General features: G+C 42.7%; 13 protein-coding genes and 1 tRNA gene. 7 read left to right on the forward strand and 7 right to left on the reverse strand.

Translation table 11 applies throughout. The features are described 5' to 3' along the window. Positions 1 to 49: 49 nt before the first annotated feature. From XPG1_RS12905 to XPG1_RS12920, 4 genes are all read right to left on the reverse strand, one after another. Positions 50 to 391, reverse strand: coding sequence for a DUF4156 domain-containing protein (locus XPG1_RS12905; RefSeq protein WP_045959419.1), 342 nt, complete (start codon positions 389 to 391; stop codon positions 50 to 52). Between the two features lie 159 nt (positions 392 to 550). Further along, positions 551 to 2,197 carry a chaperonin GroEL gene (gene groL / locus XPG1_RS12910; protein WP_045959420.1) on the reverse strand — a complete coding sequence of 549 codons (1,647 nt, stop codon included), beginning with the start codon at positions 2,195 to 2,197 and terminating at the stop codon, positions 551 to 553. 50 nt (positions 2,198 to 2,247) lie between these two features. After that, positions 2,248 to 2,541, reverse strand: a complete 294-nt coding sequence (locus XPG1_RS12915; RefSeq protein WP_045959421.1) for a co-chaperone GroES — start codon at positions 2,539 to 2,541, stop codon at positions 2,248 to 2,250. A 174-nt stretch (positions 2,542 to 2,715) separates the two neighbouring features. Next, positions 2,716 to 3,249, reverse strand: coding sequence for an FxsA family protein (locus XPG1_RS12920; protein WP_045959422.1), 534 nt, complete (start codon positions 3,247 to 3,249; stop codon positions 2,716 to 2,718). A 360-nt stretch (positions 3,250 to 3,609) separates the two neighbouring features. On the opposite strand from XPG1_RS12920, the gene aspA reads away from it, so the two are divergent. The 7 genes from aspA to XPG1_RS12960 all read left to right on the forward strand — a co-directional run bounded on the left by aspA (position 3,610) and on the right by XPG1_RS12960 (position 12,724). Then, a complete protein-coding gene (aspA, locus tag XPG1_RS12925; RefSeq protein ID WP_045959423.1) occupies positions 3,610 to 5,034 on the forward strand; it encodes an aspartate ammonia-lyase in 1,425 nt (474 codons plus the stop codon). Positions 5,035 to 6,164: 1,130 nt separating this feature from the next. After that, the gene (locus XPG1_RS17735) at positions 6,165 to 7,067 is read left to right on the forward strand and encodes a TauD/TfdA family dioxygenase (RefSeq protein WP_084717317.1); all 903 of its coding nucleotides are present in this window, start codon (positions 6,165 to 6,167) and stop codon (positions 7,065 to 7,067) included. Positions 7,068 to 7,121: 54 nt separating this feature from the next. Then, complete coding sequence (locus XPG1_RS12940; protein WP_045959424.1) at positions 7,122 to 8,033, forward strand: AEC family transporter; 912 nt, start codon at positions 7,122 to 7,124, stop codon at positions 8,031 to 8,033. A gap of 629 nt (positions 8,034 to 8,662) precedes the next feature. Continuing rightward, positions 8,663 to 9,964 (forward strand): anaerobic C4-dicarboxylate transporter, encoded by a 1,302-nt coding sequence (locus XPG1_RS12945; protein WP_045959425.1) that lies wholly within the window; start codon positions 8,663 to 8,665, stop codon positions 9,962 to 9,964. A 195-nt stretch (positions 9,965 to 10,159) separates the two neighbouring features. Continuing rightward, positions 10,160 to 11,917 (forward strand): protein-disulfide reductase DsbD, encoded by a 1,758-nt coding sequence (locus XPG1_RS12950; protein WP_045959426.1) that lies wholly within the window; start codon positions 10,160 to 10,162, stop codon positions 11,915 to 11,917. A 29-nt stretch (positions 11,918 to 11,946) separates the two neighbouring features. Further along, positions 11,947 to 12,519 carry a division control transcriptional repressor DicD gene (dicD, locus tag XPG1_RS12955; RefSeq protein ID WP_045959427.1) on the forward strand — a complete coding sequence of 191 codons (573 nt, stop codon included), beginning with the start codon at positions 11,947 to 11,949 and terminating at the stop codon, positions 12,517 to 12,519. Between the two features lie 129 nt (positions 12,520 to 12,648). Further along, a tRNA-Phe gene (locus tag XPG1_RS12960) sits at positions 12,649 to 12,724 on the forward strand. Positions 12,725 to 13,083: 359 nt separating this feature from the next. On the opposite strand, the gene XPG1_RS12965 is transcribed toward XPG1_RS12960, so the two are convergent. The 3 genes from XPG1_RS12965 to XPG1_RS12975 form a co-directional block, all read right to left on the reverse strand. Then, on the reverse strand, positions 13,084 to 14,097 hold the full coding sequence (locus XPG1_RS12965; protein WP_045959428.1) for a tyrosine-type recombinase/integrase: 1,014 nt from the start codon (positions 14,095 to 14,097) through the stop codon (positions 13,084 to 13,086). A gap of 210 nt (positions 14,098 to 14,307) precedes the next feature. Continuing rightward, entirely contained in the window at positions 14,308 to 15,201 is an 894-nt protein-coding gene (locus XPG1_RS12970) for a TraI domain-containing protein (RefSeq protein ID WP_045959429.1), read from the reverse strand. A gap of 227 nt (positions 15,202 to 15,428) precedes the next feature. Continuing rightward, on the reverse strand, positions 15,429 to 16,112 hold the full coding sequence (locus XPG1_RS12975) for an N-6 DNA methylase (RefSeq protein ID WP_045959430.1): 684 nt from the start codon (positions 16,110 to 16,112) through the stop codon (positions 15,429 to 15,431). Positions 16,113 to 16,172 lie beyond the last annotated feature (60 nt).

Here is a 16,172-nt window from a genome sequence, read left to right on the forward strand (position 1 = left end):
TTCTCACCGATCCCAAACAGAGAAAGCGTACTATCAACGTCCTTCATGCTTATGGACACTGATAGACCTGACCAACCATTTTGCTATCTAAAGGAACAAAACTTGTCAGTAACCCTTCTGATGGGCTATTTACACCATAAATAACATTGCCACCTATTTCAGCGGCCTTATTACGTAAGTCATTGGCGGCGCTACGCATCGAGCTACTTTCATGACTGACGCCATTAAGCCAGTTGCTTTGTATACCAGCGACTTCCCCTAACCGCTGGCATTCGCTGCCTGGTTGAGTATCGACAAAGCGCACCTTAGCACCAGCAGAAGTTAACTGATGAGTTGTCGAACAACCTGCCAACAACAAGACTGACGCGCCAAGCAACATTTTGATTCGCATAACATTTCCTCATTGAGTATCGGCATTCCCACGATGATGATAACTATACCCTTTTGTATCCGATGAAGACAAAAAAATAAAAAGGCGAGCAATTTTTTCTGCTCGCCTTCAATGTCTTATCCTAGTGGATGGGTAATCCCATCAGCAGGATGAACAGCATTACATCATGCCGCCCATACCACCCATGCCGCCCATGCCACCAGCAGCACCTAAGTCTGCTTTGTCATCTTTAGGTAGCTCAGTCACCATGGCTTCAGTCGTGATCATCAGACCCGCGATAGAAGCTGCGAACTGCAATGCAGAACGAGTCACTTTAGTTGGATCCAGGATACCCATTTCGATCATATCGCCGTACTGTTCAGTTGCAGCGTTATAACCGTAGTTGTCTTTACCTGCTTTCACATTGTTAACAACAACAGATGGCTCTTCACCCGCGTTGTCTACGATCTGACGCATTGGCGCTTCCATGGCACGCAGTGCAACACGGATACCTACGTTCTGATCTTCATTGTCACCGGTCAGGTTAGCGATAGCGCTAGCGACACGAACCAAAGCAACACCACCACCCGCAACAACGCCTTCTTCTACAGCCGCACGAGTTGCATGCAGTGCATCGTCAACGCGAGCGCGTTTTTCTTTCATTTCAACTTCAGTTGCTGCACCCACTTTAATGACAGCAACACCGCCTGCCAGTTTAGCCACACGCTCTTGCAGTTTTTCGCGGTCATAGTCAGAAGTTGATTCTTCAATTTGCTGACGGATTTGAGTCACACGTGCAGCAATTGCGCTTTCTTCACCAACGCCATCAATAATGGTTGTGGTGTCTTTGTTGATAACAACGCGTTTTGCCTGACCCAGATCTTCCAGAGTTGCTTTTTCCAGCTCCAGACCGATCTCTTCAGAAATAACAGTACCGTTGGTCAGCGTCGCGATATCTTGCAGCATGGCTTTACGACGATCGCCGAAACCAGGTGCTTTCACCGCAGCCACTTTCACGATACCACGCATATTGTTGACAACCAGAGTTGCCAGCGCTTCACCTTCAACATCTTCAGCGACGATGATCAAAGGCTTGCTTGCCTTAGCGACACCTTCCAGAACTGGCAACAGTTCACGGATGTTAGAAATTTTCTTGTCAACCAACAGGATGTAGGGGTTTTCCAGTTCAACAGAACCTGATTCTGGTTTGTTGATGAAATAAGGAGACAGGTAACCACGGTCGAACTGCATACCTTCAACAACATCCAGTTCGTCTTCCAGACCAGTACCTTCTTCAACGGTGATGACACCTTCTTTGCCAACTTTGTCCATCGCTTCTGCGATCAGTTTACCTACTGTTTCGTCGGCGTTTGCAGAGATAGTACCAACCTGTGCAATAGCGGTGGAATCAGAACAAGGTACGGACAGTTTTTTCAGTTCTTCAACGGCTGAAATCACTGCTTTATCGATACCTCGCTTCAGATCCATTGGGTTCATGCCAGCAGCAACAGCTTTCAGACCTTCGGTGACGATAGACTGAGCCAGTACGGTTGCTGTCGTAGTACCATCACCCGCTGCGTCATTGGCTTTAGAAGCAACTTCTTTAACCATCTGAGCACCCATGTTCTCGAATTTGTCTTCCAATTCGATTTCACGAGCTACAGACACACCGTCTTTAGTGATAACAGGCGCACCGAAAGATTTATCCAAAACAACGTTACGACCTTTAGGCCCCAGGGTCACTTTAACCGCATCAGCTAGTACATTCACACCACGTAGCATTTTGTTGCGAGCATCATTACCAAATTTTACGTCTTTAGCTGCCATTGTGTCTTTCCTTTAAATTCATTCAATTAAGAAGATCTAAGCGTAAAAAATTACGCCTCAACAATTGCCAGAATGTCGTTTTCAGAGATGATCAATACTTCTTCATTATCGATCTTTTCTGTTTTAACGCCGTAACCTTCATTAAAAATGACAGTATCACCCACTTTTACGTCCAGCGCCTTAATCTCCCCATTTTCCAGGATGCGACCATTGCCGACTGCCAAAATTTTTCCACGGGTAGATTTGCCCGCAGCTGAGCCGGTTAGCACAATCCCGCCAGCGGATTTTGATTCAACTTCTGTACGTTTGACAATAACACGGTCATGTAATGGACGAATTTTCATTGAGAGATCTCCTATAAATAAAGTCCATATCAGGTAAAAGGATTGATACCAGAACCCAACAGAACCAGTATCATGAAGCTACAAATTGGGGCTTGCGATGATGACTTCAAGGGTCGGGAGCAAAAATATTTTACTTTTTTTCATCCACGGGGATTTCGGCCAAAGCAAAGAGCACTACTTCTTGTTGTGCTCACTGCCATGTTCATCATGCTTTTTTTGCTCACTGGATTTCTGATGATCTAATGTAGGAGACGCGCCATCTTGCCTGCGTTCATACTCTCCCTCAAAAGTCTGGCCATGTTGGTTATCACCGCCGTTATTATGGCCGAAGCCGTAAAAAGTATTCGGGCGGTATACCTTAATATGGGGTAATAACTTCGCTGTCAGAAGCGCCTGTACCGGGGACAGTAACAACAGTAACCCAAGAAAATCCGTGAAAAATCCGGGTAATATCAGCAAAAATCCGGCAATGACCAAGGAAACACTTTTGATTGCTTCTTTTGCAGGACTCTCACCCGCTACGATTTTTTGCTGCATAGAGACAAAATTTTTGATGCCTTGATTACGTACAAGGGATACGCCAAGACAGGAAGTCAGAATCACTAACAACAGGGTCAGCAAAACCCCTATTTCGGAGGCAATCCGAACAAACAGGACGGACTCGATGTAAACCAAAAGGCAGATAAGAATAAGTGGGAGCCAGCGCACGTGAGTCTCCTTTGATTATCGGTGAACGTTCATACTATATTGATCATTCACTCGCTATTCGATCACATAATATGGGCTTAGATAGCACATGTTGGGACAATGCTCATCGTTTTCAATACTTCAGACGTTTAACTTTCCCTCTGTGTAATTGTGACTTCAATCACACATATGTTATTTCTTCGGTAGAATAGCACTATATAGTGATCCAGATTCAAGGCATTTCTCACAAATCCACCTATGATCGCGCCAGCCATTCCCTGATAACTTATTAATATCAGGTAAATTGTTGGCGGCAACATTATTTCTCTACAAACACGAAATAGAACACTAAAAAACGTATCCAATTTTAAGAAGGTTCTCATGTCAAACAACATTCGTATCGAAGAAGACCTGTTAGGAAAACGAGAAGTCCCTGCTGAAGCCTATTATGGTATTCACACTCTGCGTGCGATTGAAAATTTTTATATCAGTAACAGCACCATCAATGATGTGCCTGAATTTATTCGAGGCATGGTGATGGTAAAAAAAGCAGCGGCACTCGCCAACAAAGACCTCCATACGATTCCTGGTAAAATAGCGGACATTATTGTCAAAGCCTGTGATGAAGTCCTCAACACCGGCAAGTGTATGGATCAATTCCCTGTGGATGTCTTTCAGGGCGGCGCCGGTACTTCATTGAACATGAATACCAATGAGGTCCTGGCGAATATTGGTCTTGAACTGATGGGACATAAAAAAGGTGAATATGAGTACCTAAATCCTAATGATCACCTTAATAGAAGCCAGTCAACCAATGATGCTTATCCAACAGGCTTCCGTATTGCCGTTTATAACTCCTTAATGCACTTAATTGACGCGATTGAGTTGCTGAAAGCCGGCTTTGACAAAAAAAGTGTTGAATTTGATGACATTCTGAAAATGGGTCGTACTCAGTTACAGGATGCGGTTCCAATGACTCTCGGTCAGGAATTCCGTGCTTTCTCCGTGCTGTTAAAAGAAGAGATCAAAAACATTACCCGCACGGCAGAACTGTTGCTGGAAGTAAACCTTGGTGCTACTGCGATTGGTACAGGCCTAAATACTGCACCTGGCTACCAACAACTGGTCGTTGAAAAACTGGCTAAAGTCACCGGTCTGCCTTGCCAACCAGCAGAAGATTTGATAGAAGCTACTTCTGACTGTGGTGCTTACGTCATGGTTCATGGGGCATTGAAGCGTCTGGCTGTTAAGATGTCCAAAATTTGTAACGACTTGCGTCTGCTTTCTTCCGGCCCTCGGGCTGGCCTGAACGAAATTAACCTGCCAGAATTGCAGGCGGGTTCTTCCATCATGCCAGCAAAAGTCAACCCCGTGGTGCCAGAAGTCGTTAACCAAGTTTGCTTCAAAGTCATTGGTAACGATACCTGTATCACCATGGCAGCAGAAGCAGGTCAGTTGCAACTTAACGTGATGGAACCCGCGATTGGTCAGGCGATGTTTGAATCTATGTCTATTTTGAGCAACGCATGCCGTAATCTGGTTGAAAAATGCGTTAATGGCATTACTGCCAACAAAGAAGTTTGTGAAAGATTCGTCTTCAATTCCATCGGGATCGTCACTTATCTGAACCCATTCATTGGTCACCACAATGGCGACATCGTGGGCAAGATCTGTGCTGAAACGGGCAAAAGCGTTCGTGAAGTCGTCCTTGAGCGCGGTTTACTGACTGAAACTGAATTAGATGATATCTTCTCTGTTGAGAACCTAAAACATCCAACGTATAAAGCAAAACGTTTTAATGACTGATTAATGATTATAATAACGAGTTCGTCTTAATTATTAAGGCACGCTATTCCAACCGGAAGCGTGCCTTTTTAATTTATTATTATAGATTATTCTATTTTTATCATCTTAAATACTACAGCCATAACAAGAGTAAAATCAGTGCATTATCTGACACTCAAAAAATTCAGAAATAGCATCAATTCAAGCTATTCTATGTGTTTATTCTCTATTGAGCAAAGTGAATACGGCTGTAGTATAAAATAGCTTCATCATAAAATGCTTAGCCAAAGCTCGAATCAGCAGATCTGAACAGTAGTAAGAAATGAAACACTATTTTTGGCCTAGTGGGTCGCTATACCACGCAGCGTTTAAGATGAAAAAAACATTTTCAACTAACTGCCTGAGTCGATAGAGGTTCCGATCATATTCTCGTTTCACTTTGTGATTTTGTGGCTGGGAATATGCGCGACTACTCCTTGTTTTTTGCCTGTTCAACAGCGGAATGACTGTCATAGCTCCGATCCGCTAATCAGTGGCATGCTTCTATTCCTTCAATCAAGTCCTCAGCGTGTGAGCAATCCGCTGTAGTATCACGTGTAATCAACTCTCTGATGCATACCATATGCGTCCACAGTCAGATGTATCTTGGTATTGAGCCTCCTTTTGCGCCACCCCATATCCTGATTGTTTCCTGCAGCATGGGGTGAGCCTCAAGCAATCTTTCCTACATGTTTTTGTCCCACACCGACAAAAACGGCGATGCATATTTTTCCAGTCACCACCTTCATGCGATAAATCTCTCTAGGGGAATCTGCCCGTAAAATCCAGAACATGGCATTAATAAATACAACACACCCTAAGCTCCCTTACATTCCGGTAATGAACGGCTATTATTACATGAAAGAATTAATTTATGACGATAACATCTAGTAAAAACAAAAAAAATCACTAATAACAACAATCACATTATTAAATTAATAGATAAAGTAAAAATCCCATCATTAAATTAAAGCAATAATACCTAATGTCATTTCGTTCATATTAAATATTATTACATCATGATATTTATTATTTATTTACACAAGCAGAGAAACACCGTATTATCAAAAAACAAAACCCACGTAATAAACATTAACACCAAGAATATAATCATGAAAATCGTTATACCTAGTCAAACATACAAATTATGGCAAGAGGAACTTTACGTAATAACAAGAAACGTAACAGGAATTAATAAAGGTATAATTGTAAAGAGTAAAGAAATAGCTGAAAAATTTTTACCTGACATTAAAGAACTTCGTAATGAAATTAATTACGGGAAAGGGTATATCCAGTTTTCTAACATCCCTATAGATAAAACCATACCTTCCGTTCCAACTGATGGCACGGTCTCTAAAGAAAAAGGAATTATCTCAGAGCTTAGTATTCTTGGAGTAAGTAACGCACTAGGCTTCAATCCATTCTCATATAAGGAAGAAAAAAATGGAGCCCTTGTCCACGAAATTGTTCCTGTTAAATCCAAAGAAAATATACCATCGAGTAATGGAACAGTAGAGTTTGATTATCATACTGATGCAGCTTACTTAAATAGGAATATTAGACCACATACTCTATCATTAGTATGTTTGACTGATAAATATAAAACAGGAACAAGATTAGCATCACTTAGCGAAGCCTTGGAAAAAATCTCAAAAGATGAAATAGATATATTAATGAGTAAATTATATATTCATACTGCTCCTGCTACATTTAATGTTAACTTTGAAAAAACAAAAACATCTGTACTAGATCGTATTGATGGAATTTATGAAATGAAAGTAGCATTCCATAATACAGCTGGTATAAATGAAAAAGCCCAAAAAGCCTTATCTAGCTTACATGATGCCATTGATAGTGTCGTTTTTACTCATGAATGGCAACCTGGAAATCTTATTATATTTAATAATTTAAGATGCGTACATGGTAGAGGGGAAGTGAAAGGTGAACGCTGGCTTCAGCGGTGTTATGGTTCATCCATAATTCCAACGGCTACTGTACTGGAATTAACATGTTAAAGTTATAAGCCTACTAATTTGTAGGCTTATAATTTTATAAAAATTAGGTGATTTATGTTTTTTGAAGTCATGTTTAGAGTATTTTTATTAGTATTTATCACATTAATAGGCTTTGTTATTGGCAAGGTGTTAAATTTAAAAACAAAAGATATATCATCATTATTAATATATATTATATCCCCTGTTGTTATTTTCACCTCAATAATACAATCCCCCTCAGACTTAACCTATTTCTCATATTCAATCGCAAGTTTTTTGACAGCGTCAATTTCTGCATTCATGGCTTATTTAGTAGGAAAAATCTTATGGGACTGCAATAAATCAAATCTATTCGGATTCGCAGGTGGAACAGGTAACACTGGCTATTTTGCATTGCCGATAGCCTTTGCTATTTTTAACTCTAATCAAATAGCCATTACCATTTTTATCATTATAGGCATCAATCTATATGAATTTACAGTGGGCTATTTTATTACCGCCAAAGGTAATTTATCCACAAGAGAATGCCTAATAAAAATCATTAAATTACCAATCATTTACTCTGCAATATTAGGCGTGTTTTTTAAAAGTAGTGAGATCACATTAAATCCAATACTCATTTCTACACTAGAAAATTTCAAAGGTGCTTATAGCGTTCTTGGCATGATGGTTATTGGGATTACTCTATCTTCTTTTTATAAGATAAAGATTGATTGGAAATTTTCTTTCTTTTCATTGTTATGGAAACATCTGATATATCCTGTTGTTGGTATATCCTTTTTTTATTATATAATTGATGTCCCTAATAACTTACTAACTGTAATAGCATTAATGTTAGCCACACCGATGGCCGGTAATGTAGTTGTTATTGCAAGTAACCTTAATTTACATCCTGAAAAAGCAGCTTTTTCAGTAATGTTGAGTACAATACTTGCCATTATTACTGTACCAATTTCCATCATCATATTTAGCAATTTTACTAGTTGAATTTAATAATTATACTTAAAATCACATCCTCTTTTAAATAGAAGTCAAAATATAATATGAGCTACAACATGGCTCATATTATAACAAGTAAAATAACATTACATTTTTCTCGATTCCGCATAGTAACTGCAACATGAAATTTACATTAAAATCACTTATAACGATTTAATGTAAAATACTATTTTCTAACTATAGTCAACCTTCATATCAAAAATTAAACGTAATTTATACTTATAAAAACATAAAAAGTTTGTGTTAAAACAATATACAATGATGTAATCTCTATTAAATTACTCAATAAATAAAACAGCATATAAAAGTAAAATGCTTTGATGACGATGGCATACAATATAAATATTTTTAGTAAAAAAATCAATTAATTAAGATGATTTACTGATTTTTATGTCGTTACAATCAGGAGATTCTTGACCTCAATTCTGAGTCGATCACATAACTCAACATCGACTGAAAGTCTTGTATATCAGGAACCGAAATAAAGAGTCCTATTATTGGGAAATTAGAACCTAATGGGTAGATGTTTAGTTAGATACAGAGTGTTTAGCTTTACCAATCACACTAAAATTTAACAAAAAATTTTCACAATATTAAAAAACAAAGGAGTACGTAATATGTTAGCCGTAGAATTAATTATCGTTCTGCTGGCCATTTTTTTGGGAGCGCGATTAGGGGGAATCGGTATTGGCTTTGCAGGGGGAATTGGTGTCTTAGTTCTGTCTATAATCGGAGTCAAACCGGGAAGTATTCCATTTGACGTTATTTCAATCATCATGGGAGTTATTGCGGCTATTTCTGTCATGCAAGTAGCTGGTGGGCTAGATTATTTGGTCCAACAAACAGAGAAGCTACTGAGAAGAAACCCGAAGTATATCACTATCCTCGCACCAATCGTCACTTATTGTTTGACGTTGTTGGCTGGAACAGGAAATATCTCTCTGGCAACACAACCGGTGATCGCCGAAGTAGCAAAAGAACAAGGCATTAAACCATGTCGGCCACTATCAACAGCCGTCGTAGCCGCACAAATTGGACTCACCTCTTCACCAATCTCCGCCGCAGTAGTTTATATGTCTTCTATTATGGAAGGGCAAGGTATTAGCTATATTCAAATGTTGATGGTAATAATCCCCTCATCGTTTACTGCGGTTATTTTGATGTCATTCATTATTTCATGGTTTTTCGATTCTAAATTGTCTAACGATCCGATTTATCAAAAACGCCTTGCAGATGGCCTAATCGAACTACGCAGTAACCATAAAATTGATATCAAACCCAAAGCAAAGCTCTCTGTCCTACTGTTTCTATTAGGGGTAATTGGGATCGTTATTTATGCAATTATCAACAGTCCGAGTATTGGTCTTGTTGCAAAACCCCTGATGAACACCACAAATGCAATTCTGATCATCATGCTCAGTATCGCTACTCTTACCACCATTCTCTGCTCTGTCGATACGGATGCCATTCTGAACTCAAGTACTTTTAAAGCAGGCATGAGTGCATGTATCTGTATTTTAGGGGTTGCATGGCTAGGGGATACTTTTGTACAGGCTAATCTTGACTGGATCAAAGCAACTGCCGGGAGTTTGATCCATGCTCAACCGTGGCTGCTGGCCGTCATTTTCTTCTTCTGTTCCGCTTTGCTTTACTCGCAAGCAGCAACAGCAAAAGCATTGATGCCAATGGCACTGGCACTGCATGTCACACCATTAACCGCAATTGCTTCTTTCCCGGCAGTATCGGGGTTGTTTATCCTGCCAACGTACCCAACACTGGTTGCCGCAGTACAAATGGATGATACTGGAACCACCCGTATCGGGCGTTTTGTCTTCAATCACCCCTTCTTTATTCCAGGCACTGTTGCCGTTGTCTTGGCGGTCGCATTCGGCTTCCTGTTTGGTGGTATGATTTTGTAGTCTTAGACTTGAAAGGTATCAGGGGTGGAACACCCCTGATACCTTTCTTCTTATCTCTCTTTTCCTGTCAAAAAAACCGTACTGACTTAATATTAGACAAGCGGCTTTCTGCCATCAGCTTCATCGGTTATAGTGCAAAGTCGGATAGCTTATCTTTACAAATCAAACCCACGATTAAGCAGGTTAAAGATTCTTATGATGAAACGTATTCTCATGTTGTGTTTCTTGTTTAGCAGTATTGCGTTATCTTCTGTCAAAGCTAATGCACTGTTTGAACAAACCGGCAACAGTTTTTACCTTCCTGCTAACCAGGCATTCATGTTTGATTTCCAACAACAAGGAAACAAGCTCATCCTGAACTGGGATATCAAACCCGGTTATTATCTCTACCAACGACAATTCAATATCGTTCCTAATGAAGAAATATCATTGGGTAAAATTGAGTACCCCCAAGGGGTAACGCATCAAGATGAGTTTTTTGGCAAAACAGAGGTTTATTTTCAATCGGCACGCATTGATATCCCTCTCCTCTCTGCCACCAATGACGGCGCTCTCCAAGTCACATACCAAGGATGTGCAGAAGCAGGCTACTGTTATCCCCCTGAAACCGTCAGCGTACCACTGCAAGCCATTGTGGCCTCCAGCCAGTCACCATCAGCTGATAGCGCCACAAATGCAGAAAACACATCCTCACAAAAGACACTGCAACAAAAAGAGGTTCCCGCTACACCCCATGATGCACCATTTTCACCGCTCTGGGCATTGCTGATTGGTATTGGGATCGCGTTTACTCCCTGCATACTGCCCATGTACCCACTGATATCCAGCATCATTTTGGGTCAAAAACGCCCTGAGAGCCTGAAAAAAATCTTCTGGCTCGCCATGAGTTATGTCCAGGGAATGGCCCTCACTTATACGTTGCTTGGGTTAGTCGTCGCAGCGGCGGGTTTACAATTTCAGGCTGCCCTGCAAAATCCTTATATTCTTATCGGGCTGTCAGTACTCTTTATCCTGCTCGCTTTCTCCATGTTCGGACTATATACATTACAACTACCTTCTACTCTCCAAACGACTTTAGTGAACTGGAGTAACCAACAGCAAGGCGGCTCTTACATTGGCGTATTCGTGATGGGGATGTTAGCAGGATTAATCGCCTCTCCCTGCACGACTGCACCTTTGAGCGCTATTTTGCTTTATATCGCCCAAAGCGGTAATACCTTGATCGGTGGCTTAACACTGTATCTCTACGCATTGGGAATGGGTTTACCGCTGATCGCAATCACCCTGTTTGGTCACAAACTGCTACCACGCAGTGGTCCGTGGATGCAGTACGTAAAAGAAGCCTTTGGATTCATCATATTGGCTCTGCCAGTATTTTTATTGGAGCGGGTGCTTGGTGACTCATGGGGCATAAGATTGTGGAGTCTATTGGCTGTCTCTTTCTTTGGTTGGGCATTCGCATTAACACTGCATAGCAAAAATGGCTGGCAGCGAGTCTTACAAATCGCCTTCCTGGCTCTGGCACTCATTGCTGCACGACCTTTACAAGACTGGGTATGGGGAAGCCCTGCAGCAGAACAGCAAAAAACCACCTTACAATTTCGACAAGTCAATGACTGGCAAGAATTAAATCAAATTTTAACGGAAAATCGCCATCAACCGATGATGTTGGATCTCTATGCTGATTGGTGTGTCGCCTGCAAAGAGTTTGAAAAATATACTTTCAGTGATCCACAAGTACAGGCACAATTGAGCGAATTTATCCTATTACAGGCAGATGTTACAGATAACACCCCAAAACAGAAAGAATTGTTGCAAAAGCTGAACGTACTGGGGCTTCCCACTATCTTATTTTTTGATACACAGGGAAAAGAGCTGCCCCATTCGCGAGTCAACGGATTCATGGATGCACCACGTTTTGACCAGCATATTCAGCGGATACAACAAAATTGACAGTAAAATCATCTGAAAGGAGAGCACCTGTGCAACGCGAATACGTGCTTAGTCATGTTCTTAACTCATTAGAACAACATGGGCTGTCTGCAACACTGGAGACACTGTTAACGCCTCTACCTCTTGATATGAGTCAACTACTGCATTTTTGGCCGAATCGTGAAGCGTTAATCTATGATTGTCTTCGTTATCACGGCCAACAGATTGAGATCTGGCAACGCCAAACTCTGTTGGATGAGACTTTATTTCCTGAGCAAAAACTATTAGCGCGCTATGATGCCCTCAAAGAAAAAGTCCAAGCACAACGTTATCCAGGTTGTCTGTTCATTGCTGCTTGCAGTACTTTTCCTGATGCTGATCACCCCATCCACCAATTAGCGGAATTACAAAAACAACATTCTTTTCACTACACCAAAGAGCTATTACAGCAACTTGATATTGATGACAGTGAACAAGTAGCCAAACAAATGGAACTTATCCTTGAAGGGTGTCTTAGTAAGCTATTAGTGAAAAGAGAGCTTGAAGATGTGAACATCGCAAAACGGCTGGCACAGGATATATTAACCATCGCAAAATGCCGAAAAAACGGGGCGTTAAGTTAATAAAAAACAATCAAAGCTGAATAACCATACTAAATTGGTGCAAAAACACAGCAATCAATCAATTTTTATTGTTTTTTCGCAGAAAATGTTTGACGGATTGGGCTGAATACGGTTTAATGCGCCCCGTTAGCCCGGATAGCTCAGTCGGTAGAGCAGGGGATTGAAAATCCCCGTGTCGGTGGTTCGATTCCGCCTCCGGGCACCAATTTTAAAACTCGTTTGTTGAAGTGATATCAATAACTTAACAGATGAGTCAGAAATAAGTGCTGTTAAGCAAATGTTAATGAATATAATCTATTACTTTGCGTAAGTTAATAAACTAAGAACAGCCACTCTATACGAAGTCAGGTGAACACAGTTTGTGCTCACCTTTTTACGTTTAAAGTAATGATTTCAGTAATTGATTCTGATGTCAAGTCAGGTGATGGTCAGAATTGCTCTTTGAGCACACTTCCCGGTTTCTTCGTTTTGTGTCTCCACCTCCAAACCATCCCATAATCCAGTGACACAGTCAGGGCAATCCCGCTGATATCCTGCCCTGTTTTTTTACATCACGTTAACGAGTTACACAGCAAGATCCAGATAAAACGCCAGTTCATTCGCCAGGGTTTTACCCGCGATTTCCATATCGATATCAATATATTCCATCGTGGTCGCCACACTGCGGTGTCCCAGCAGACACCTGACCAGCTGCAAATTGCGGTCGGGGGCTTTCATCAGCTCTGTCGCCAGCGTATGACGGAAGCGGTGGGGCGAGACAGCAAAACCACATTCTTTAGACAGGCGGTTAAAGAAAGAACGGAGATGTTGCTTTTCTCTGTCATGATGATACTGGTGACTGACATGGCGTCCGTGATGACAAAAACGCAGGCGGGTTAAATCAAACAGCGGATCATCCTCTTTCGCGCCACAGGCTTTTGCCTGTTCAACCAGCTGCGCCAGCCGGGGTTTCAGCTGCGGGATCATCGGCACCCGCCACTCACTGTGGTTTTTACTGCCTTCCACACGCAACTCAATGTAACTGTTGTCCAGATTAATATCCCGTAACCGCAGATGCAGCAGCTGGTTCAGGCGCATGCCCGTCAGCCGGAAGATATCCAGTACGGTCAGCCAGTACCCCGTCGGGTATAAGGCACAGCGTCCTCCCCGCGGGGCAGTCTGTATCTGTAAACGTTCTTCCTCTTCATACTGCTGCATCCGCAGGTAAATCCCGGTTATCTGAGCCTTACTCAGGGTTTTCTTTTGTTTCTTCTCTTTTTTGACTGCCGCGTCATTAAACGGATTTTTGGGGTGTGACAACAGTTTTCTTTCCATCCCGAAATTAAAAATGGCCCGCAGGTGCGCCACCTTATTGTTCCACGTATAGCCGGACTGATTTTTTTCCATCAGCAGATGACGCCGCCAGCGCAGGACATCCCGGTGAGTCACGCTCTCCGGCGACCCCGTTTCCCCCAGATACCGGATAAAGACCCGCACTACCTTGCGATAACTCCATTCGGTTGCCGGCCGTAATATCCGTGAGAAGAAATACTCGTCCAGCAACGCATCCCAGCCCATTTTTTCCTCATTATTTAACATATTGTTGTTTCCTTAGTGTGTAATATTGTGTCCCGGTACAGAAATGTCCCGTTAATAAACTGAAAGATTAATTAACACATTGAATTATTTCATTTTTCATATAATGACCTTTTGTACATTGCAGAAACAAGGCCTTCCGGCGCTGATGTGGTGCGTTCGGATAATTTCGAATCGTTATCGTTACCATTTGCATTATTTTTCATCAAAATTTCATTCCTCTGCCTGAAACAATGACAGTAATCTCCGGGTATCCTCGGTGGTGTCGGGCGCAGGGGCTATTCCCGGTGTGACAGGCGGAATAACCGGATCGGGTTCTGATGATGACAGCCTGGTATCGGTAGCCGGTTTAGCAGATTCAACGGGATTCAGCAGCGGTGACTGCACCTGCTCAGCGGCAGACTGAAGCAGTGAGTCCGTCAACGGGACAGAAGACGGATGTCCGCCAAGATGCAACATCAGGCACTGCCACGCACCGGGCACTAAAGACAGCCAGGTCACCGCTTCCTCCGGTAACAAACGGGCAGCCAGCAGCGTCTTATAAAGGACAGGCAGCTCAGGCCGCAGTGCCTGAAACCGGAAGCGGAAACGACGTTCAGGTATCCACAATCCCGGCGGCCAGTGATGCCCGTCTTCCAGTTCCCCTTCCAGTTGCCGCAGCAGAGGCAGGTGGTAAAACAGCGCCGCCCAGAACACCACCGCCTGCCACAGCAGACTTTGTGCGGCCTGTGTTTCCGGTGCCACCCCCGGTGGCAACATATGCCCTTTTGCCAGCCGCACGGCACAGGCAGTAAATTGCAGGGTCAGATCGATAAATCCACCGCGATAAGACCAGATGCCCTCTTGTGTCGCGGGAACATGCTGCACACGGGCGCATAATTGCCGGAGCGGATCCAGATAGAATTGCTGATACAACCCGGCGGGCAGCGCACTGTTTTCCCACAGTTGCCGGAGATACTGACCACGCTCTGAAGTTGCCAGCAGCACCTCTGCTGACTGTGGACGGAAATAGCCCCGGCTGTCGTGAAGGGTTTGTGGTTGTTGTCCGGATAATGTTGGCTGTGTCACAGACTGACGGGTAAAACGGGATTTAAAACGCTGAAACATGGTCTTCCTCTTTCGGTTCAGATTTGGCTCAGTGTCGGTGAATCCCGGCCGGAAACAAGGAACAACTCTTTTTGCAAAAATGAAAATTAATCTGACCCGGTTCATCCCCTGACTGACAAAATCAGCTTAATTTTCACCATAATTCATTGTATTAACGCCATTTAAAAACAAAAAAAGCGCCCCGAAAGGCGCCAGTGGAAGAAAAGAAAGTCAATGTGAAAAAAGGTTCATGCGGCTTGTTCATATGCCTGCAAACGGCTTGACCAGTTGCCCAGATAATGGGCGGGTGTGTAACGGGTCCGTTTGTTGTCGCCATCCTGTAAGGCATCACCGATAGTCACGGCGGCCGGTATGCCGGTCAGCGAAAACTGGATATAAGCCATCACCGCCGCCAGCGGGTCAATATCAATCGCGGACACCCACAGGCTGCATAACGGGTCATGCCCCTGCTCTCTCAGGACGTCGGCGGCGGCCAGGGTCATGCAGCCCGCCCCGCAGGCGGGTTCATACAGTGTTACAAAGGGTTTCTCCTGCAATAGTATAGAGACATCCTGCAACTGTATTTTCGCCATCATTCTGGCCATCTCCCAGGGGGTGAAAAATTGATTGAGGGCTTTATCCCCCAAATTCAGCTGCATAAACACACGGCCCAGAAAATCACAAGGACTCTGAGCCAGTCCCAGCACGGTATAAGAAAAGAGTTTTACAATCCGGTCAACATCTTCCCGCTCGTACTTTTTGTGGGTTTTCAGGTAGTACTGCTCCAGCTTCTCGCAATAACTGTACTTATTGTGAATCGCAGCCATTGCACAATTACAAAAATCCTGAAAGACCTGATAACGACGGTGGTAACGCGCCGTCTGGTTAAACAGAGAAATAAACTCTTTCTGATGATCGGGTCGAGATGCCATAACGTGTTTTCCTTGCAAAAAAAATACGGGGAAAACACGTCCGAAAAGGGAAAATGTTTC

Source organism: Xenorhabdus poinarii G6 (assembly GCF_000968175.1).
Lineage (GTDB): Bacteria > Pseudomonadota > Gammaproteobacteria > Enterobacterales > Enterobacteriaceae > Xenorhabdus > Xenorhabdus poinarii.